General features: G+C 45.5%; 21 protein-coding genes. 11 read left to right on the forward strand and 10 right to left on the reverse strand.

The window, feature by feature from the left end:
- From M1J35_RS21905 to M1J35_RS21915, 3 genes are read left to right on the forward strand one after another with little or no spacing between them, the layout of a single operon-like run.
- Positions 1 to 1506: a spore germination protein gene (locus tag M1J35_RS21905; RefSeq protein ID WP_224522002.1), complete on the forward strand. Its 1506-nt coding sequence runs from the start codon at positions 1 to 3 to the stop codon at positions 1504 to 1506.
- The gene (locus M1J35_RS21910; protein ID WP_254652271.1) at positions 1506 to 2612 is read left to right on the forward strand and encodes a GerAB/ArcD/ProY family transporter; all 1107 of its coding nucleotides are present in this window, start codon (positions 1506 to 1508) and stop codon (positions 2610 to 2612) included. The genes M1J35_RS21905 and M1J35_RS21910 overlap by 1 nt, the downstream gene beginning before the upstream one ends.
- Positions 2609 to 3715: a Ger(x)C family spore germination protein gene (locus M1J35_RS21915; protein WP_254652272.1), complete on the forward strand. Its 1107-nt coding sequence runs from the start codon at positions 2609 to 2611 to the stop codon at positions 3713 to 3715. The genes M1J35_RS21910 and M1J35_RS21915 overlap by 4 nt, the downstream gene beginning before the upstream one ends.
- Positions 3716 to 3754: 39 nt before the next feature.
- On the opposite strand, the gene M1J35_RS21920 is transcribed toward M1J35_RS21915, so the two are convergent.
- Positions 3755 to 4816, reverse strand: a complete 1062-nt coding sequence (locus M1J35_RS21920) for an oxidoreductase (RefSeq protein WP_254652273.1) — start codon at positions 4814 to 4816, stop codon at positions 3755 to 3757.
- 103 nt (positions 4817 to 4919) lie between these two features.
- Here M1J35_RS21920 and M1J35_RS21925 point away from each other — a divergent pair, with 103 nt between their 5' ends.
- Positions 4920 to 5234 (forward strand): thioredoxin family protein, encoded by a 315-nt coding sequence (locus tag M1J35_RS21925; RefSeq protein ID WP_224521998.1) that lies wholly within the window; start codon positions 4920 to 4922, stop codon positions 5232 to 5234.
- A gap of 50 nt (positions 5235 to 5284) precedes the next feature.
- Here M1J35_RS21925 and M1J35_RS21930 read toward each other — a convergent pair whose 3' ends face one another.
- A complete protein-coding gene (locus tag M1J35_RS21930) occupies positions 5285 to 6661 on the reverse strand; it encodes a PGAP1-like alpha/beta domain-containing protein (protein ID WP_224521997.1) in 1377 nt (458 codons plus the stop codon).
- A gap of 173 nt (positions 6662 to 6834) precedes the next feature.
- Here M1J35_RS21930 and M1J35_RS21935 point away from each other — a divergent pair, with 173 nt between their 5' ends.
- The gene (locus tag M1J35_RS21935; protein ID WP_179126082.1) at positions 6835 to 6975 is read left to right on the forward strand and encodes a hypothetical protein; all 141 of its coding nucleotides are present in this window, start codon (positions 6835 to 6837) and stop codon (positions 6973 to 6975) included.
- 49 nt (positions 6976 to 7024) lie between these two features.
- Here M1J35_RS21935 and M1J35_RS21940 read toward each other — a convergent pair whose 3' ends face one another.
- Positions 7025 to 7177 (reverse strand): hypothetical protein, encoded by a 153-nt coding sequence (locus tag M1J35_RS21940; RefSeq protein ID WP_156030171.1) that lies wholly within the window; start codon positions 7175 to 7177, stop codon positions 7025 to 7027.
- Between the two features lie 110 nt (positions 7178 to 7287).
- Here M1J35_RS21940 and M1J35_RS21945 point away from each other — a divergent pair, with 110 nt between their 5' ends.
- Positions 7288 to 7467, forward strand: coding sequence for an H-type small acid-soluble spore protein (locus M1J35_RS21945; RefSeq protein WP_254652274.1), 180 nt, complete (start codon positions 7288 to 7290; stop codon positions 7465 to 7467).
- A gap of 51 nt (positions 7468 to 7518) precedes the next feature.
- Here the strand turns inward: M1J35_RS21945 and M1J35_RS21950 are convergent, their stop codons facing one another.
- From M1J35_RS21950 to M1J35_RS21965, 4 genes are all read right to left on the reverse strand, one after another.
- Positions 7519 to 8898: an alkaline phosphatase gene (locus M1J35_RS21950; protein WP_034764094.1), complete on the reverse strand. Its 1380-nt coding sequence runs from the start codon at positions 8896 to 8898 to the stop codon at positions 7519 to 7521.
- Positions 8899 to 9037: 139 nt separating this feature from the next.
- Positions 9038 to 9895, reverse strand: a complete 858-nt coding sequence (locus M1J35_RS21955; protein ID WP_254652275.1) for a dimethylarginine dimethylaminohydrolase family protein — start codon at positions 9893 to 9895, stop codon at positions 9038 to 9040.
- 183 nt (positions 9896 to 10078) lie between these two features.
- Entirely contained in the window at positions 10079 to 11659 is a 1581-nt protein-coding gene (locus M1J35_RS21960) for a long-chain-fatty-acid--CoA ligase (RefSeq protein ID WP_254652276.1), read from the reverse strand.
- Between the two features lie 132 nt (positions 11660 to 11791).
- A complete protein-coding gene (locus tag M1J35_RS21965; protein WP_371928696.1) occupies positions 11792 to 13246 on the reverse strand; it encodes a DEAD/DEAH box helicase in 1455 nt (484 codons plus the stop codon).
- A 76-nt stretch (positions 13247 to 13322) separates the two neighbouring features.
- Between M1J35_RS21965 and M1J35_RS21970 the strand changes: the two genes are divergently transcribed.
- Complete coding sequence (locus M1J35_RS21970) at positions 13323 to 13778, forward strand: hypothetical protein (RefSeq protein WP_224521994.1); 456 nt, start codon at positions 13323 to 13325, stop codon at positions 13776 to 13778.
- A 95-nt stretch (positions 13779 to 13873) separates the two neighbouring features.
- Here the strand turns inward: M1J35_RS21970 and M1J35_RS21975 are convergent, their stop codons facing one another.
- Together M1J35_RS21975 and M1J35_RS21980 are read right to left on the reverse strand one after the other, a co-directional pair.
- Positions 13874 to 15037: an iron-containing alcohol dehydrogenase gene (locus tag M1J35_RS21975; protein WP_254652277.1), complete on the reverse strand. Its 1164-nt coding sequence runs from the start codon at positions 15035 to 15037 to the stop codon at positions 13874 to 13876.
- A gap of 101 nt (positions 15038 to 15138) precedes the next feature.
- Positions 15139 to 16014: a LysR family transcriptional regulator gene (locus M1J35_RS21980; RefSeq protein ID WP_254652278.1), complete on the reverse strand. Its 876-nt coding sequence runs from the start codon at positions 16012 to 16014 to the stop codon at positions 15139 to 15141.
- A 149-nt stretch (positions 16015 to 16163) separates the two neighbouring features.
- Between M1J35_RS21980 and M1J35_RS21985 the strand changes: the two genes are divergently transcribed.
- Both M1J35_RS21985 and M1J35_RS21990 read left to right on the forward strand, forming a co-directional pair.
- Positions 16164 to 16715 carry a flavodoxin family protein gene (locus M1J35_RS21985; protein WP_254652279.1) on the forward strand — a complete coding sequence of 184 codons (552 nt, stop codon included), beginning with the start codon at positions 16164 to 16166 and terminating at the stop codon, positions 16713 to 16715.
- Positions 16716 to 16788: 73 nt separating this feature from the next.
- The gene (locus M1J35_RS21990) at positions 16789 to 17082 is read left to right on the forward strand and encodes a hypothetical protein (RefSeq protein ID WP_034764106.1); all 294 of its coding nucleotides are present in this window, start codon (positions 16789 to 16791) and stop codon (positions 17080 to 17082) included.
- A gap of 19 nt (positions 17083 to 17101) precedes the next feature.
- On the opposite strand, the gene M1J35_RS21995 is transcribed toward M1J35_RS21990, so the two are convergent.
- Complete coding sequence (locus tag M1J35_RS21995) at positions 17102 to 17542, reverse strand: MarR family winged helix-turn-helix transcriptional regulator (RefSeq protein ID WP_034764107.1); 441 nt, start codon at positions 17540 to 17542, stop codon at positions 17102 to 17104.
- A gap of 170 nt (positions 17543 to 17712) precedes the next feature.
- Between M1J35_RS21995 and M1J35_RS22000 the strand changes: the two genes are divergently transcribed.
- Entirely contained in the window at positions 17713 to 18135 is a 423-nt protein-coding gene (locus M1J35_RS22000) for an organic hydroperoxide resistance protein (protein WP_254652280.1), read from the forward strand.
- A gap of 115 nt (positions 18136 to 18250) precedes the next feature.
- The gene (locus tag M1J35_RS22005) at positions 18251 to 19441 is read left to right on the forward strand and encodes an NAD(P)/FAD-dependent oxidoreductase (protein ID WP_254652281.1); all 1191 of its coding nucleotides are present in this window, start codon (positions 18251 to 18253) and stop codon (positions 19439 to 19441) included.
- Positions 19442 to 19452 lie beyond the last annotated feature (11 nt).

Below are 19452 nucleotides of genomic sequence, written 5' to 3' on the forward strand. Positions count from 1 at the left end.
ATGTTTCCATTCTTTAAGAACAAGAAAAACAGCGATAAGAACAGTAAGAAGCAATCATATGAAAGTCTGAAAAAGGAAGCGGAGAAATCTGCCGATTATAAACAGGCCTTTTACCAGAATCCACATACGGGGGTGAAGTTCAGCCTTCACTTCGTGACGACGTTGATTGATGGAAAGATCCTGCAGGAGGATGTCCTTCCTTCCCTGCTTTCAAAGGATTTTCACTCTTTCGATGATTTTAAAACACTGGTCCCTGTATTGGATATTCAAATCTCCACAGATGAAACCCAAATCGAACAGAAGCTGTATAACGGATATACCCTCCTGACAATGGATGCTTCCAACCGAAAATTTGCCTTCATCGCGACCAAGAACGAAATGGGCCGGAAAGTCTCTCAGCCGGAAGTGGAATTCAGTGTCGTCGGACCAAAGGAGGCATTCGTAGAGTCTCTCAGTGATAATCTGAACCTCATAAGAAAGCGGCTGCCTATCAAGGAAATGCTGGTGGAAGAATTCAATCTCGGAACACTCACCCATACCCGGGTCGTGCTGCTCTATATTGATGGACTGGCAGATGAAGCAAATGTCAATACGGTCCGGCAGCGATTAAGGGATATCGACTTTGATCAAATCATGGACAGCTCATTCGTTGAACAGTTGATTGCCGATAACGGTAAGTCCCCCTTCCCACAACTATTGGACTCTGAACGACCTGACCGGGTCGCGTCCGTACTTGCCGAGGGTAAAATTGCCATCATGGTGGATGGATCGCCGCATGCTTTGATCGGGCCGACCACACTTGTAGAATTTTTTAACGCATATGAGGATTATTTCCTGAATTTCTTCATTTCCTCTTTCCTGCGTCTGGTCCGTGTATTCGCCGTGGCATTCTCCATTTTGATCACACCCATTTATGTAGCCGCATTGACGTATCATTATGAGCTCATACCGAAGGATTTAATGGCTACACTCATCACGTCAAGACAAGAGATCCCTCTGCCCCCTATTCTCGAGGCATTATTTCTTGAGTTGACGATCGAACTGCTGCGGGAAGCAGGAGCACGCCTTCCGACCAAGGTTGGTCAGACAATCGGTATCGTTGGAGGTATCGTCATCGGGACGGCATCCGTTGAAGCGGGGATCACGAGTAATGTACTGCTCATATTGGTGGCACTTGCTGCCCTTGCTTCTTTTACCACTCCCGTATACCGGATGAGTAATACGATCCGTCTACTGCGTTTTCCCTTCCTATTGTTTGCACAACTTTGGGGACTGCTTGGGATCGTCTACTGTTTCTGCCTTCTGATGGGTCATCTCCTGCAATTGACGTCCCTTGGCAGACCGTTTTTAGAACCTCTTTTCCCACCGCGGGTAAAAGACTTAAAAGATGCACTCATTCGACTTCCCTTCAGCAGACAAGGCGGCCGTCCTGAATACCTTCGAACAAAGAAACCGTTCAGGTTCCGTCCGTCCGAAGGGAAGAAAAAGCTTGATATCGATGAATAATGGTTGGAGGTGATCAAATGCAGCCGATTCCGGATAGAAGAAAAATATCGCCGTTCATGATCTTTTTTCTCATTCACTCCATTCAAGTCGGGGCAGGGGTCCTCGGTTTCCAGCGTATCATTTCAAAAAATGCAGGCTATGATGGATGGATTTCTGTCATTCTTGCAGGTGTATTCACTCACGTTATCATGTTTCTCATGTATCAGATTTTAAATAGAGTGGATGGAGACCTTGTATCTGCCCACACTGTGGCATTCGGAAAGTGGATCGGGAAAATATTCAGTTTCTTCTTCGTCATCTATTTCAGTTTACTGGTGATTACCATTATGCGTACTTATATCGAGGTATTACAGGTGTGGATGTATCCAAGATTGAGTACGTTCTTCTTTTCCTTGCTCTTTCTCATCCTTGTTTACTATATTGTCAACGGCGGGGTACGGACGGTGACCGGAACGGCCTTTTTTGGTATCTTCCTTCCGAGTTATCTCGTATTGACGTTTGCCTTCACCTTTAAGTATGCCGACTTCCGGAATGTCCTGCCTGTCTTTGATCATACGGTGAAGGATCTATTGATTTCCACCAAGAACATGTCCCTGACGTATTTAGGTTATGAAGCCATTTTACTACTATATCCTTTTGTGAAAGATGCTAAGAAATCTCAGAAATATGCCCACTGGGCATTGTTTACGACCACTATCCTTTATACGATATTAGCCGTTGTTTCTTTCGCGTTTTTCAGTCAGAAACAGCTGGAAAAGACCGTCTGGGCCACTCTTTCTATGTGGAAAATCGTCGAAATGCCATTCGTGGAACGGTTTGAGTATATCGGTATTGCCAATTGGTGTTTGATCATCCTTCCAAACGTATGTATTGCGATCTGGTGTGCAAGCAGAACCTTAAAACGGATGACTCCACTGAAGCACAGGCATACTTTGTTGATCATCTGCCTCCTTTGCTTATCCGCCCTCACCTTTTTCACTGACAGGAAACAAGTGAATTTCCTGAATACGATATCAGGGCAGATTGGATTTTACATTAATTATTTTTACATTCCTGCTCTTCTGCTGCTTGTGATCATCATGAAGAAAGTGAGGAATAAACAATGAAACGTACATGTTTGCTCACTGCTTTTCTCATTTGTTTCTTGTTTCTGACAGGGTGTGTGGAGAAGGAAATCCTGGACGACTTATATATCGAAACAGGGAAAGCCTACGACTATGTAGGAGATGATAGAATAAGGGGGACGGCTCTCTTCCCGATTTACTTAGCCGATAAATCGATTCAAAACGGGACGCTGTCAGCAGAAGCCTCCTCTACAAGGGAAGTGCTTGAGAAATTGGAAAGAAGATCACAGCAACCCCTGGTCCGAGGAAGCCTGGACGTCGTTTTGATCGGTGAGGAGCTTGCCAAGAAGGGGATCATCGATATCGGTGATTCCCTGCAAAGGGATGCGAGTGTTGGGGCCAGGCTTTATTTGACTGTGACTGAAGGGGAAGCCGGCGAGCTCATTAAAGGGAATTACGGCTTAAGGGGGAACGGGACCTACCTCTCCAATCTGATCCACCACAATATCACCCGGAGAGAACTGCCCGAAACCAATCTTCATATGTTCATCTATGATTATTTCCAGGAAGGTCAGACACCTTATCTGCCAATCTTGAAACAATTATCCAATGAAAGCGTGGGTATCACGGGCATCGCCTTATTCGACAAAGACAAAATGATCAAAAAGATTCCTGCCAAGGATATGTTTTATTTCAAATTGCTGGTGGATAAGTATGCTGAAGGCAGTCACGTCATCAAGATGGGAGAAGAAAAGAGCAGCGGCCATGTGGAAAAGTCCATTGAGGCCTCTGTGACCAGTCTCATCTCCAAGAACAAAATCATCGTCAAGCACCATGCCGATCCTGTGGAAGTGACGATCCGCATCAAAATCAGGGGGATCATCCGTGAGTATACCGGAAAGAGATTGACTCCTGAGAAAGTGGTTGAAGTGGAGAAACAAATGAAAAAAGATATTGAAGAAAATGGAATGAAGATGCTGAAAGAATTTCAGGATCTTGGAATCGACCCTGTCGGCATCGGGCAAATCCAAAAGCACGGCGTACGGGGATTTGATTTCAAGGAATGGGAAGACAGCATATATCCGCGTGTGAAATTCAATGTTGACGCCAGGGTTCAGATTTTGGAAGCCGGGACGGTGGAATAAGAGAAGGGACTCCCTGCAAGTTCAGGGAGTCCCTTTTTTTTAGTTTAAAGTGATGACTCGTCCGGAAGCTGCACTTTCTTTACATGCTTCGATGATCGTGATGACGTTCAAAGCCTCTTCCGGGTCGACAGGGAGAGGCTGATTTTCTCTTACTGCCTCGTATACCCCAAGGTAAAATTGAGTGTAGTCCCCTTTTTCCGATGGAATGACTTCAGATGTCACCTCTTCACCTGAGATGGTCGTAAGGACACCCCAATTTTCCTCGTCTTCGATTCCCCATTCTTCAGAAACAGGATTCTTTCCTGCCTTAAGGTCATCCTCCTGACGATCCATTCCATGCTTCACAAAGCTTCCTTTCAGTCCATGAACCTGATAGCGTGGCCCCGGATCCAATACGATTGAACGTGAATACAGCTGAACCCTCATGACGTCATATCCGAGGGTGATGAGGAAGTAGTCCTCTGCCTTTTCCGGATCCCGTTGCGGGAACACATCCGCCTGCACCCAATTGGGTTTCCCGAACAGGGTGAGGGCCTGATCTAGCAGATGGGATCCTAGATCATAAAGGACGCCTGCCCCTTCGATCTTATTCTCTTTCCACCTGTCCTTGATGGCCGGGCGGTACCGGTCAAAATGCGCTTCGTATGTATAGATCGGTCCAAGCGTCCCTTCTTTCACCAATTGCTGAATCGTCAGGAAGTCCGCATCCCAGCGACGGTTATGGAAAACCGAGAGATGAAGTCCTCTTTCTTTCGCCAGTGCCAATAGCTCCTGCCCTTCCCGGCTATCCGTTACAAATGGCTTCTCTACGATCACATGCTTATCGGCTAATAATGATTGCTTGATCATACTGTAGTGAAGGTGATTGGGAGTTGTGATGACGACTAATTCGATGTCTTCCAGAAGCAGGTCTTCAAGGGAGGTCACCACAGTCGTCCCCTCCATATCGTTTAATACTTTTTCCTCATTGGAAGACATGACCGCTTCTATATGAAATTCCTCTAAATGAGAGAGTAAAGGACGATGAAAGCTTTGTCCTGAAAAACCGTATCCTGCTAAACCAACTTTAATGGGCTGCATATTGTCACCTTTTTCTTTCAAAATGTATTCTCATATTATCATGTACAAGATGAGACGAAAAATGATTCGTTTTACAATCAGTCTCTGTTTTGTATAAAATAAGTGGGAAAGGGAGGTTATCATCATGCAATCAATCAAAAATAAAGAAACCTTTGACGATCTTATTACATCAACAGAGCCTGTCATCGTAAAATTCCATGCAGACTGGTGCCCTGACTGCCGTCGAATGGATATGTTCATTGATGAAATCATGGAAGAATTCAATCAATATAAATGGTATGACATCAATAAGGACGAATTCCCGGAAATCGCAGAGAAATATGACGTCATGGGTATTCCAAGCCTGCTTGTCTACAAAAACGGCGAAAAAACCGCCCACCTGCACAGCGCCAACGCCAAATCACCAGAACAAGTGACAGAATTCCTGAACACGCTATAATGTAAAGGTCCGTCCCTATTTATACAGAGGGACGGACCTTTGTTTTTCACTTAATAAATATTTCCCTTTCCATCTACATACACCGTTTGAATCACTGTTCGTTGAAATTCGTTTCCCTGCTCCGTTTTCCCTTCCAGGTCAAGGGTGATGTTGTGAATTCCTTCCTCAAAGTCTGCCAGTGGCAGGGACGACAGATCTTCAGAAGTAATGAGTGTTGAGGGTTTTTTCCCGCTCTTCATTGGGATATGGTGGATCGTATACATTTTTTTCGACAACTTTTGATCACTTGCAGTCAAGGAAGTCACTGCTGATTTCTTATGAAAGAGAATGCTCAGCATATAATGTTCTTGAGACGCGTGAGCCCTTACTTCCCACCTTCCGGGAATGGGGGCAGCAAGCTGGATGCTGTGATGAAAAGCGCCGGGGAAATACCCTGTAGCATCTTCAGCCACACTCCACTGCCTGTATACTTGACCGTCCGGCCCCACCAGTTCATACATCGTATCCCGTTGATCGCTGACCCAGTCGATCGTGAGCCTCTCAACCCTTTCTTCCACAGAGAAATGTTCCACTGCCACACCATTCACTGTCCCTCCTCTGTGAAGCACCGAGGTTTCCTCTTCCTTAACCTGTTCGTTCGCTTCAGCATGAACGACATCTTTCACCTCATCCGAGAGAAGTTCCTTCATAAAGGGAAAAATGGTACTCCCTTCTTTAATGGTCGAATGAGTCCAGTCCCGTACCGCTACTTCTTTGCCATAAGGAAGCCGGGAGCTCTTCACCAGGACAGCACCATCGCTCTGACCAAACCGGCTTAAATAAAGCCCTCCCCAAAACAATTCAGATTGCGCTCCGCCCCAACCCGTACCGCCAAACGTATAAAAAGGGATGCTTCTGGCAAGATCATGCCGGTCCATTTCCGACCTAAAACCTTTCATATAACCCGTTTGCAATGAAAAGACGGCAGGAGTCTTGCTTTTCAACGCATCGGTCAGCCATCCTGCCCATTTACTAAAAGCAAGATCGGCGAGCTCTGATCCATGATGGGGAGTTGATAGTGTAATGACCCGTTCCACATAAGGGGAAGCACCGTAATGCAACAGTGCCGTTTGTGCATCGATCCCTCCCTTGCTGTGACCGACAATCACGAGCTTTTCCTTTAAAGAATCGTACATTTCACCTATCTTTTCTGCTAAAATCCCACCATTCGTCCACATGTCTTCGTCCCGGTGCAAATCGATGAACACCGATTGATAACCTGCTCCACGGATAATGGGAAGCATATCATTATTCGAAAGCCACGTGTCTGATGAAGTATTGATGCCATGGACAAACAAGACCGGAAACCCTTCCGTATTCGCTGCTTCCTCATCTTTGAACCACCTGCCTGGTTTTCCTTCCCGCATTTCTTTCATTCCTTCTTGCATCAGCATAGCCCTCCCAATAGAAAGAGTTCTTTTCTTCATTATCGTTCAGCACTGATAAAAATTCATCCTGATTGTTAAATTCAGGAATAAAGACATATATTCTCCCCGAATTGAATAGTCCCCTTGTCCTTATCAAAAACTAATATCGATTTTACTAATATGGAGGGATTCCTTTGACAAAGAAAAACAACAAAGGCAGTGCAAACCAAAACTCACCAAAACGCGGCACGACAGAGTTCGCAAATGAAATTACAAGCGGTGATAATAGCAAGGGCAATAAGCATAATAAAGATCAAAAAAATAAAACGAAATAGTAAAAACCTGCCTGATTCGTTTCAGGCAGGTTTTTGGTTGGAAAAGGGTTCACTCATCTTCTCCTGAGATATTCACTGGAATCATGTTGGATTCAACATGTATGTGACTCTGGTCGGCTTCCCTCTCATCATCACCATTTAATCGTTCGTTTAATTCCATGTTGGCCTCTGTGGCGGACATATTTTCTTCCTGCTTCTTCATATCATCACCCTTTCACTAATAGAGTATCAATTCCCCATTGGAATTATGCGGCTCATGGTTCTACCGAATTGGGAAACACTAATCAATGAAAACATTAGGAGGTATGAAATATGGACCAAAATCGAGTAAAGCAGATCTTATCTTCTTCAGCTGACATCCAAGTCAAATACAAGGATGCATCCGTTTGGATCGACGCTGTATCAGAAGACGGAAAAACGGCTGTTGTGCATCTTCGAGGGCCTTTGGAAGAACGTTCAGAAGTAAGTGTATCTGATTTAGAAGAGGTATAAAAAAGAAAAGACCACGCCGGGGCAAGTCCCCCGTCGTGGTCTTCATTCAGATCATTTCTTGTCTTTAATCTTCCCTTTGTTCTTCAATAGTTCAAAAATTTGGTTTGCTTGATCGGTATTGTCGATTAAGCCTGCAAATTTTTCTTTTTGAGGACCGTACGCGTACACAGGTACATCGTCACCAGTATGTCCGTCCGTTGTCCAACCGGTACCTGAACGTTTATCAAAAATCTTCTCAATCGCATTATCGATTTCCGTTTGATCGCCTTTTTCAGCAGCAGTTTTCACAGAAGCGATTTCTTCCCCCGTCAATTCAAGGTCGATATTGTCCGCTAATGTTTCTTCAACCGATGCACCGTTCACGATCTGTTCTGCCATATAGTCAGGTGTATGCTTTGCCGCCTGGATTGGAGCCGGATCCCAGTTGTACTCACCGTCAGAACCAATCGAGATACCACCCGTTGAATGATCTGCCGTCACGATGACAAGAGTTTCTCCATTTTCTTTTGCAAAATCCCTTACTTTTTCAAATGCTTGTTCAAAGTCTCTCATTTCGCTCATCGCACCGACAACATCATTATCATGACCGGCCCAGTCGATTTGACTTCCTTCCACCATCAGGAAGAAACCATCTTTATCGCCTTTCAAACGGTCAAGGGCAGCTGTTGTCATGTCCGCTAAGCTTGGCTGCTTCTCATCACGGTCAATCATCTTGTCCATTCCGGATTCAGCGAACAGACCAAGAATTTGATCATTCTTATCTTTTTTCAGCTCATCTGCTGATTTCACATAGCTGTATCCGTCTTTTTTGAATTGTTCTGCAATATTACGATCATCACGCTCGAAGAAATCCGTTCCTCCACCAAGCATGACATCAATCTTATGCTTACCGTTGATCATTTCATCGTAATAATCATTGGCAATCGCATCTTCGCTCTTACGTGACTCTTCGTGTGCCCCGTAAGATGCCGGTGTAGCATGCGTGATTTCTGACGTTGCTACAATTCCTGTAGACATGCCGTTTTCTTTCGCTTGTTCCAGAACCGTTTTTACATCTGATTTATCATTATCTACTGCAATCGCGTTATTATATGTTTTCACTCCGCCGCTCATTGCCGTTGCGGCAGCCGCTGAGTCTGTTACGTTCTCTTTTTCATCTTCCGGGTACGTCGTTTGTAGTCCGACTAGGTAAGGATCAAATGCCGTCTTCTCCATTTCCATCGTATCCGGATTATCGTTCATATAACGAAGGCCGGTTGTGTACGGTACACCCATTCCATCACCGATCATAAAGATGACGTTCTTGGCTTTCCCATTTTTTGATTCCTTGGCTTGTGCTTCTGTGTTGTCCTGGTTCAATCCTATGACACTTCCAAGAGCTAATGAGGATACGACCGCTAACGGAAGGATCTTCTTCATTGATTTCTTCATTTTCCCTACCTCCTATAATTCATGGTACATGTAGAAGCATATAGGGGAAATATGAAGAAGCATTTACGAAACGAATACAGGAAAGTAAAGCTTATGTAAATTGAAAAAAACAGGCAAAAAGTCACCTGTTTTTTCGATATCATTCTCTTATAAGGGGAAGTGTACAGCAGCGGAATGACCCGCCTGACTTGATGATTTCTGATAAGTCCAGCTCCATCACGTCAAACCCTTCCTCTCTGATCCTCTTATTCAAGGCTTGGTTCTGGGTAAGACTGATGATCTTCCCGTCTCCGATTGCCAATACATTCGGTCCCATTTGAAATTGTTCTTCATCCGTCACCGTGATGATGTTGTAGTGCTTCTTGATGGTCTCGAGATCCCCTTCGGAAAAGGCCGGCGGATATACAAGTGCCCATTCACTGGAAATGATGGTGAATACACAATCCAAATGGAGTATGTCTTCCCTTAAAGGGAGTTCATGTACGGTATATGGTGTGAGCTGATTCCTCAGGGATTGTATTGCAAGCTGATTCGTTCGACCGCTCACGCCGATCCAAATATTTTCCTCATCAACAAGAACATCCCCACCTTCAATGGAATGGAGAAGTTCTATATGGGGTACCTCATTTTCTTCCAACCAGTGTTTGAGAGTTTTCACTTCTCCCCGCCTGACATCCGTATTCATCGATGCGACGAAAAACTGATCATGAATCGTAAAACCGATATCTCTCGTGAAGACTTGTTCATTGAATTCAGGCGAAGGTTGAAGATGAATCACCTCAGATCCATTTCTCTCCAATGCTTCAACAAATGCTTTATGTTGGGAAACAGCTTTATCTATATCAATATTCTCTTTCAAAAAATGCTTTTGCGTTTCATTTATGATTTCATTGATTTGCATGTTTTCAGGTGAAACCACGACCACTTTCTTTAATTTTCCATACTCATTGGTACAATGCGTTTTTGATTTTGGAACCAACGGGGAATTTAAACTCATCTTTACGCCCTCCAATTATCTACTCTTAAAAACTGCTTTTCCCTGTTATTATGAAGATAAAACGTCCTTTTTATAACTTATGCCGTCTGGGGATGAACAGGGACAAAGAGCCGCCCGATGGACGAAATAAGGGCATTTGTCACATAAAATGAAAAAGGCGTGCAGGTGCACGCCTTTTTCTCATCAATGAACCATCCGGTCATGATCCTTCCAAAACTCTTTCCGGATCACCACTTTTTGGATCTTTCCTGATGCGGTTTTAGGTAATTCTTTCGCGAAAGTAATGGTCTTTGGTGCCTTGAAGTGGGCAAGCTTTTCTCTCGTAAAATCGATCAGGTCCTGTTCTGTTACGGTGTGACCCTCTCTTAGAACCACTACTGCATGGGGAACTTCCCCCCATCGTTCATGGGGAATGGCCACGACCGCTGCTTCAAGGACGCCATCATGCTCGTAAAGGGCTCCCTCCACCTCGATGGACGAAATGTTTTCCCCGCCGCTTATGATGACGTCTTTCATCCGGTCGACAATTTCGATGTATCCGTCTTCGTCGACCGTCGCCATATCTCCCGTATGCAGCCATCCTTCCCTGATCGTTTGATTGGTGGCTTCCGGGTTTTTATAATATCCTTCCATCACCGTATTGGTCCTCGTCACGATTTCGCCAATCGCTTTTCCATCATGAGGCACCGCTTCCCCGAGTTCATTGACCACCTTCACCATACTCCCGATCATGCTGTATCCCGCTTTTGCCTTCAGGCGATATGTCTCTTCCTTTGGCCGGCCCTGTTCCGAGGACCTTAATATAGAAGTCGTGATAAGGGGTGAGATTTCCGTCATCCCGTAGACCTGGATGAATTCCCACTTTAGATTCTCCTCCACTTTCCGGACGAATGCCGGTGGAGGGGCAGATCCGGCAATGACAACCCTTACTTTTTGCCCGATGGAACGATCCCTGTCCGGATAGGACTCGAGGAGCATGTTGAGAACGGTCGGTGCCATATGCATAACGGTAACATCATGCTTCTCCACCTTATCCAGTATCACTTCAGGATCTACTTTTCTAAGCATCACCTGGGTCGCACCGTTGGCCGTATAATAAAATGGTGACCCCCAACCGTTCACATGGAACATCGGCAGAACGTGAAGAAGCGTATCCTGATCCGTCACCCGCAAATGATGCATGGAAGACAGGGCATGCAAATAATTGGATCTGTGTGTGAGGAGCACTCCCTTCGGATCCCCCGTCGTCCCGCTTGTATAAAGAAGGGAGGCGATATCCGTCTCTTCCAGTTCTGCACGGGAGAACGTCTCGCGACTGAACGAGCCACGCCACTCTTCATAGCCCGGATGACCGTCCATCGTTTTCCCGTGAATGACCACATGCTTCAAGTGAGGAACCTTTGATAGAATCGGCTGAACCAACGGATAGAGCTCCTCATCGACAAACAGGGCCTTACTTTCACTATGGGTGAGGATAAATTGATAATCGGCTGGCTTTAATCTGGTATTCAAAGGCGTCATGACCCCTCCGACAGAGTAAACGCCATAAAATCCTTCCAGCATCTCTGTCGTGTTGGGAGCAAGATACGCCACCTTATCCCCTTTTTCTATCCCGAACGCCTTCAATCCCCTTGCCAGTTGATTCACACGGTCACCGAGCTGTTTATACGTCAAACGCTTTTCATCATCGATGATCGCTACCTTATCCCCGTATAGCTCCACTGCCCGATCCAGAAAATCCGTTAACACCAATGGTACATGCATATGTACATCCATCCCCTCTATTTATCAATCTTATATGGACTATATTAACAGATTCAGACTATTTATGGGAATATTCAGATATTTATACTATCAAAAAAGCATGATGACCCTCTCGTCACCATGCTTTAGAAATCAGCGCCCTCTTCGATTCGAAGAGGATCTGCTGCCATTATTTCCTTGATTACCATTGTTGTTTCTTCCAGACGAGCTGCTTGGCTTACCACGGGAGGCACCCGATGATTCACCACCACCGCGGCGGGGATTCTTGCCTTCACTCTTGGACCTTCGACTGCGCGACGGACCATTCGTGTCACCCGTCCTGGATCTGCCCCCCCTAGGAGACCTTGCTTTTCTCTCCTTACTCGCTTGTATATTCTTTTCGCGGCGATCCTTTACACTTTCACTGGATCCTTTAGGGCTATTGGGGGTTTCTTTAGTAGAAACGACCTCCACCACTCGGCGGGGCAATGAACGTCCGATGCCTTTCTCGATCATTTCAAGATCCTGCTTATCCTTCAGTGCAACAAAGGTGATGGCAAGCCCGTCTTTCCCGGCACGGCCCGTACGCCCGATTCGATGGATGTAGCTTTCCACATCTTGAGGGATATCATAATTGAACACATGGGTCACGCCCTCCACGTCAAGACCCCTGGCCGCCACGTCCGTTGCGATAAGAAGCTGAAGCTTCGCGTCCCGGAACTTCTTCATCACATTTTCCCGTTTCGCCTGGGACAAGTCACCGTGGAGCTCATCGACCAGAAAGCCTCTCGCTTTAAGGTCTCCGAGCAGCTTGCTGACCCTCCTCTTCGTCCGGCAGAAAATGATGCCGAGGAACGGCTGGACGTCGTGGATCGTTTGACTGAGGGCATCCAGCTTCTGACGATCCGTCGTTTCCACGATTTCCTGCTGAATTTCCTGTACGATCTTGTCTTTCTCCCGGATCTGTACATTATGAGGGTTATTCATATAGCGCTTCCCGATCTTACGGATATCCTTGGACATCGTCGCTGAAAACAGGGCGGTCTGACGAGTGAACGGCGTCTCGCGGATGATCGACTCCACTTCATCGAAGAAGCCGATATGAAGCATCTGATCCGCTTCATCCAATACGAGGAACCTAACATTTGAAAAATCGACCGTCTCCCGGCGCACATGATCAAGCAGTCGTCCCGGTGTTCCGATCACAATATGAATCGCCTTATTCTTCAGTCTCTTAATCTGTTTCTCAACATCCTGACCACCGTACACGGCTAATACATGTATATCATCTTCCACAGAAGAAAGGATTTGATTCAATTCAGCAGTTACCTGAATCGCAAGCTCCCTCGTCGGAGTCACGATAAGGGACTGGATCTCATCTTTTTCCGGATCGATTTTCGCAAGCATGGGCAGGAGAAACGCCATCGTTTTTCCCGTACCGGTCTGTGCCTGTCCGATCACGTCCTCACCATTTAATAATACAGGGATGGTTTCGCTCTGAATCGGCGTCGGTTCTGTTATGGATTGTTCTTTTAATGCATTGACGTACTTAGGTTGAATTCCTAAGGAAGTAAAATCATTCAATGGGGTCACCTCTTTGATTCTCATTATACCCGTAATCCTCTATAGAAAATAGGGCACTATGTTATAATGGGAAAATCGTAAAATGAAATGAGGAATTACATTGCTGACATTTGAAGATAAATTAACACTCATAGAAGAATTTCCCGAGCTTACCCGAAAGGACGTTTCACTGAACCGGGTGAACTTCCACTTTGAAGACAGCCTCTATGAAAAAACGACCGTCGTCTATCACCTGCACCCGAACGGGAACGGTTTTGTTTACACAGGCAGTCTGCCTGAATATGAAACCAATCAAAAAGGACTCGTAAATATCCGGGATTTTAATCGTGACGAACTGCGGGACATCATCCGTGCTTCCATTGATCATCTAGCAACGGAAGAAGAAGTCGCCCCTCCCGTGGAGCAGTTGTGGAAAGATGCAGAAGGGCATTCCCTCATGCTGATTGAAGAAGATGACCGCTGGAACATTTATGCCGGTGACAATCTGGAGGACAGCTTCGGCGGGTATGATGAAGCAGCGTTGTATCTGCGTGAAGAAGGATTCCGGAGACGGTAGCATCCGGGGTGGCAAGAAGAATGAAAAAGGACGAATCGGTGTGTCGATTCGTCCTTTTTTTGTCTTCGTGCAGCGTGTGCGATGGGGGGATTCGGTCAAAGAGATCTTGTCAATATATCCCTCACACTGTCCCCGTCCATTTCTTTATACGTACCTACGCCAGGCTTAATGAACGTCTTCTCCACAATGGAATCGAACTGACTATCATCAATGTCATAATCGGCAAGTGTGCCCGGTGCCCCCAGGGAGTTCCAGAAGTCGCGCAGAGCTTTCGCCCCTTCACGTGCGACGTCGATATCTTCCTTGCCTTCAGGCGAGACCCCGAACACATTTACCGCAAGCTGTTTGACCCGGGATGGATCCTCTTCCAGTACATGCTCCAGCCAGTTCGGGAAAAGAATCGCAAGACCGCCGCCATGGGGAATATCGTATATGGCCGAAATGGCATGCTCGATTCGGTGGGTGGCCCAATCCCCTCCGTCGGTCCCGTTTGAAAGAGATCCATTGAAAGCCGTCGTACTGATATACATCATTGTTTCCCTATGCTCGAAGGACTCGAGATCCTCCAGTAGCTTAGGACCGGTTGCAATTGCCGTCCTCAAGAGTGACTCAATGAACCCGTCAATCATCGGCGTATTTTCCGTCCGATGGAAATAATGTTCAAGGGCATGGGACATGCTGTCGACGATCCCATAGATCGTCTGATCGCGGGGTACAGAGAATGTGTAAGAAGGATCCAATATTGAAAACTTCGGGAACACATGCTGTGAGCCCCAACCTAATTTATCATTCGTCTCCCAGTTCGTAATCACAGACACAGAGTTCATTTCAGAACCTGTCGCAGCCAAAGTCAGCACCGTTCCAAAGGGAAGTGCTTCCTCGATCGGAGATTTGGCGGTGATCAGTTCCCACACGTCCCCCTCGTACTTTGCTCCTGCCGATATCGCTTTTGTGCAGTCGATCACACTTCCGCCGCCTACAGCCAGAATGAAGTCAATGCCTTCTGTTTTGCAGATATCGACACCTTTACGGACAGTGGTCAGTCGTGGATTGGGTTCCACTCCCTTTAACTCAAATACGTTGGCATCTATTTGCCCCAACTCTTCCATCACATCATCGTAAACGCCATTTCTCTTGATGCTGCCTCCGCCATAGACCAGTAAGACCTTCAGTCCCTTGTCCAAAATGGAAGACAACTGCTTCACTTCATCCTTTCCAAAGTAAAGCTTTGTCGGATTGTATTGTAAAAAAGTGTTCATGTTCAGCACCTCTTCGTAAGAATTATCCATTCATTTTACCATCTTTTCGACCCATAAAGTTATTGATAGTTTTTCATCTTGCTCATCAATATTTTTGATTTTTAAATAGTCAAGGCTCCGATCAATTGTGTAAGTGGAGGCGTCAGCCACTTTTTTTCTAGATAAATAATCTGTGTATAAAGAGGGCTTTTTTCATGATCAAATGGAATCTGAACGACCTTTCCACTCTCAATCTCCTTTTGCACGGCTATTTCAGGCAGGATGGCCAAACCCAGGTCGTCGGCCACACATTGTTTGATGGCTTCTAAACTACTGAAGGAAATGACAGATTTCGCCTGCACATCGTTCTCTTTCAAAAGGTTCTCCAATAAGACCCGGTACGAACAACCTTTCTCCGTTAAAATGAGGGTTTCCGATTCAAGCTCCCTTACGTTCATTTTCTTCAGAGAATGCAAGCGGTGACCCGGGGGGGCAATCATGACCAATTTCTCCTGCCGGATGGGAATCGTCGTTAAGTCGGGATGTTCTGAAAAACGGTCAAGAAGGATAGCCATATCGTACTTCCCTTCAAGGATGCCGTCCTTTAAGTTCGGACAAAGTCCGGATTCAAGGAGGATCTTTAATTCAGGATGCTTCCCTTTTAATTCTTTGATGTAAGGCGTGATGAAATAAGCTGCGAGGGATTCCACGGTCCCGATCCGCAAGGTCCCCCGCAGATTGCTTTCCTGGGAGATCCGTTCTTCCGCTTCATCCAGAAGGGACACTACTTTTTCCAAGTAGTAGTAAAGCTCTTCCCCTGACTGTGTGAGCCTCATTTTCCCGCCGACCCGTTCAAATAATTTTATCCCATAATACTCTTCCAGCTTCTTGATCTGGGTCGTCACACTGGACTGGGCATATCCGAGTTCCTCCCCGGTCTTCGTGTAACTCCCCCATTTAACCACTTCTTTAAATGTATAAAAATAGTTCAGATCCATTTTTCTCCCCCCTATCATCCATTACAATCATTAGTATCGATAATTATAGATAACTTTAATCTCCCCATCAATGATATACTCTTAACCATTAAGAATCCCATTAGCTGTTAAAGCTAAATATAATGAAATGTATAAAGGAGTGTTCATCAATGAAAGTACTTGCCCTTTTAGGAAGCACACGAAAAAACGGGAACTCCGAATATCTTGCGAAGAAAATCGTCGAAGGTACCGACCATACCATCGTTTCCCTTGCCGATCTGCATATTGAACCGATTGAAGACCTTCGTCACGCTGAAGGAGGATTTCTCCCTGTGGAGGATGATTACGAAGAGCTGGTCCGGATGATGGAAGAGCATGACGTATTATTATTCGCTACACCTCTCTATTGGTATGGAATGAGTGGTCCGATGAAGAATTTCTTCGACCGTTGGAGTCAGTATTTGCGCGACGAGCGCTTCAACCTGAAAGAAGAGCTTACGAAGAAAAAGGCGTACGTCTTGATTACCGGCGGAAGCTCGGCCAACATAAAAGGACTTCCCCTTGTACAGCAATTCAATTACATTTTTGAGTTTGTCCAAATGGAATTCACAGATTATCTGATCGGTGCCGGCGTCAAACCTGGTGAGATCGTGAACGACACGGCTGCACTGGAGAAGGCAGAACGCTGGAACGCGCGATTCAAAATGGATGATCCCTCTTAAGGGGTCATCTTTTTTTGTTAATCCACACACAATAAGGAAATAGTATGAACAAAACCCTTATTGGAGGCTTTATATGGATTTCCCAACGATTCACACAAACTTCTGGGATGCCGTCATCGCCATTCCCGTCATTATCCTGTTAACCCAGCTAATCAAAGTCTTCTTTAAACCACGGGCTTTTCTGGTACCGAATATTGCCGTCTTGCTCGGGCTTTTCATCTCGATTTTCATCAGCCACAGGGGACATCCCGTCACGGGTATATTCATGGGCTTTTTTTACGGTTATGCGGCGATTGGGAATTACGCTTCTTTGAAGACTTCAGTGTTGGCGTTTCGGGGGGAGAAGGAGGAAGAAAGATCTCGATAAAAATAAGGGGCAACCAACGTCACCCCTTCACTTCATTTTGCAGTTTATTGAGGATCGTCGTCAACGTCTGATCCAATTTCGAGAGCTCGTCACCATTCATCTCAAGCCTATCCAATAAACGGGTCGGGACACATTCTGCTTTCTCCTTCATTTCCAGTCCTTTATCCGTAAGACTGATGATGACACTTCTCTCATCCTCTGACGAACGCTTCCGCTCCACCAGTCCGTTTGCTTCCATCCTTTTCAGCATGGGTGTCAATGTGCCGGAGTCCAGGAATAACTTTCTGCCGAGTTCCTTTACGGATATCGTTTTTTCTTCCCATAACACGAGCAAAGCCAAGTATTGAGGATACGTGACACCGATTTCCTCCAGGAGGCTCCGGTAAAGCTTCGTGATCTCCCTCTCAGCTGTATATATTTTAAAACAAATTTGATTTTCCAATAAAAGTGGATCCTTCATACATGTCGATTCCTTTCTTGTACATACTAATCATGTTTATCATACAAAAAAAAGTATCATTTATCAAATTAAATTGCGTGCAATTAAATAGTTGACAACTAGATTCAAATCCGTTATATTTAGTTTTGTAATATTTAATTGCACACAACCAATAAAGAGGAGTGAAAGAAATGGATGCATTATACACAGCAAAAGCAACGGCAAAAGGTGGCCGTGATGGAAAAGTAACAAGCAGTGACGGAGTATTGGATGTCGCTCTAGGCATGCCAAAATCACTTGGTGGTTCCGGGGCAGATGGGGCAACAAACCCTGAACAACTATTTGCAGCTGGATATGCGGCTTGTTTCGACAGCGCTCTTAACTTAGTCGCCCGCCAGGAAAAGAAAAAAATCCAATCCAATGTAACGGCTGAAGTGTCAATCGGTAAAGATACAGACGGAGGCTTTAAATTAGGCGTTGTCCTTTCAGTTGCCGTAAATGGTGTAGAACTGGATAAAGCCAAACAACTGGTGGAAAAAGCACATGGTGTATGTCCTTATTCCAAAGCAACAAACGGAAATATCGATGTAGAATTGCATACTGAATTATTTTAATGGATCAGGATGGGCAAATGAATGCCCATCCTTTTTTTCGATTTCACATGTTTTAATCTCCCCTCCTCAAGGGAATGGAATAGGAATAAATTCATTTCTCAATGGGGGCACCAGGATGGAATTACACAATGGTCAATTGTATTGGCCGACCACATTAAAAAATAGACAAGAAGATTTTGATCAAAAATATGATGCAGCCATCATTGGAGGTGGCATGTCAGGGGCATTATGCGCCTATTCACTCGTCCAGGAAGGCTTGAATGTCGCCATCATTGAAAAACGGACGCTGGCTGCCGGCAGTTCATCCGCCAATACAGGTCTGCTTCAGTTTTCCAATGACGTCATGCTTCATGAATTGATGGACCAGATCGGAGAAGACAAAGCGGTCCGTTTTTATTCCTTATGTATGGAAGCAGTGGAGAATCTGGAGAAGGTGGCGATGAATCTACCGGTTTCTCCAGATTTCATCCGCAGGAAAAGCATTTACTATGCAAGCACGTCCCGACATGTTCCAAAGTTAAAGAAAGAATATAAAACCTTGAAAGAGCACGGCTTCCCTGTGGAGTATTGGTCTCGTAAAGAGATGAAAGACCGCTTGCCTTTTTCAAAGGCTGGCGCGTTGATCACACATGGTGACGCAGAAGTGAATCCATACAAATTCGTGAATGGGATATTTGATTATTTAAAAGAAGGAAAGCAAACAACGATCTTTGAAAATCTTGAAGCAACAAATATAGAAGAACATTCAACAGGTGTAAATATCCATACTCCTGATGGGATCATTGAAGCAACGCATTTGATCCATGCAACAGGCTATGAAACGCCACCCTTGAATAAGAAAATAGGTTCAGACATCAACAGGTCCTATGCCATTGCGACAGAACCGATAGAGGACTTATCTCAATGGGATGACAGAGCGCTCATCTGGGAGACAAAGCGGCCATATTTATACATGCGCACGACGGTAGATAACCGGATTATTGCCGGAGGGTTAGACGAAGACCCTGCAGAGGCGCCTCAAAGTGAGAAGAAAATCGAAAAACGCGGAAAGCGGATCGAAAGAGAAGTTCAGAAACTGTTTCCGGACCTGAAGATCAAGATGGACTATGCATGGGGGGCAAGCTTCGGGGAATCCCTGGACAACCTTCCCTATATCGGCAAACATCCCGACAAAGACAGGGTTTATTATCTGCTCGGTTATGGCGGAAACGGCACTGTCTACAGCATGCTCGGAGCCCACATCCTGCGGGACCTTATCTCGGGCCGTCCCAACCCGGATGCAGAAATCGTCAAATTGGATAGATGAAAGAGGGGACG

It is taken from the genome of Rossellomorea sp. KS-H15a, from assembly GCF_024195245.1.
In the GTDB taxonomy this organism is placed as follows: domain Bacteria; phylum Bacillota; class Bacilli; order Bacillales; family Bacillaceae_B; genus Rossellomorea; species Rossellomorea vietnamensis.

What these genes read in the sequence shown, in the direction of transcription:
- M1J35_RS21905 (WP_224522002.1), top strand. Translation starts at nt 1, where the DNA reads ATGTTTCCATTCTTTAAGAACAAGAAAAACAGCGATAAGAACAGTAAG.
- M1J35_RS21910 (WP_254652271.1), top strand. Translation starts at nt 1,506, where the DNA reads ATGGTTGGAGGTGATCAAATGCAGCCGATTCCGGATAGAAGAAAAATA.
- M1J35_RS21915 (WP_254652272.1), top strand. Translation starts at nt 2,609, where the DNA reads ATGAAACGTACATGTTTGCTCACTGCTTTTCTCATTTGTTTCTTGTTT.
- M1J35_RS21925 (WP_224521998.1), top strand. Translation starts at nt 4,920, where the DNA reads ATGCAATCAATCAAAAATAAAGAAACCTTTGACGATCTTATTACATCA.
- M1J35_RS21930 (WP_224521997.1), bottom strand. Translation starts at nt 6,661, where the DNA reads ATGCAAGAAGGAATGAAAGAAATGCGGGAAGGAAAACCAGGCAGGTGG.
- M1J35_RS21940 (WP_156030171.1), bottom strand. Translation starts at nt 7,177, where the DNA reads ATGAAGAAGCAGGAAGAAAATATGTCCGCCACAGAGGCCAACATGGAA.
- M1J35_RS21945 (WP_254652274.1), top strand. Translation starts at nt 7,288, where the DNA reads ATGGACCAAAATCGAGTAAAGCAGATCTTATCTTCTTCAGCTGACATC.
- M1J35_RS21950 (WP_034764094.1), bottom strand. Translation starts at nt 8,898, where the DNA reads ATGAAGAAATCAATGAAGAAGATCCTTCCGTTAGCGGTCGTATCCTCA.
- M1J35_RS21955 (WP_254652275.1), bottom strand. Translation starts at nt 9,895, where the DNA reads ATGAGTTTAAATTCCCCGTTGGTTCCAAAATCAAAAACGCATTGTACC.
- M1J35_RS21960 (WP_254652276.1), bottom strand. Translation starts at nt 11,659, where the DNA reads ATGCATGTACCATTGGTGTTAACGGATTTTCTGGATCGGGCAGTGGAG.
- M1J35_RS21965 (WP_371928696.1), bottom strand. Translation starts at nt 13,246, where the DNA reads ATGAGAATCAAAGAGGTGACCCCATTGAATGATTTTACTTCCTTAGGA.
- M1J35_RS21975 (WP_254652277.1), bottom strand. Translation starts at nt 15,037, where the DNA reads ATGAACACTTTTTTACAATACAATCCGACAAAGCTTTACTTTGGAAAG.
- M1J35_RS21980 (WP_254652278.1), bottom strand. Translation starts at nt 16,014, where the DNA reads ATGGATCTGAACTATTTTTATACATTTAAAGAAGTGGTTAAATGGGGG.
- M1J35_RS21985 (WP_254652279.1), top strand. Translation starts at nt 16,164, where the DNA reads ATGAAAGTACTTGCCCTTTTAGGAAGCACACGAAAAAACGGGAACTCC.
- M1J35_RS21990 (WP_034764106.1), top strand. Translation starts at nt 16,789, where the DNA reads ATGGATTTCCCAACGATTCACACAAACTTCTGGGATGCCGTCATCGCC.
- M1J35_RS21995 (WP_034764107.1), bottom strand. Translation starts at nt 17,542, where the DNA reads ATGAAGGATCCACTTTTATTGGAAAATCAAATTTGTTTTAAAATATAT.
- M1J35_RS22000 (WP_254652280.1), top strand. Translation starts at nt 17,713, where the DNA reads ATGGATGCATTATACACAGCAAAAGCAACGGCAAAAGGTGGCCGTGAT.
- M1J35_RS22005 (WP_254652281.1), top strand. Translation starts at nt 18,251, where the DNA reads ATGGAATTACACAATGGTCAATTGTATTGGCCGACCACATTAAAAAAT.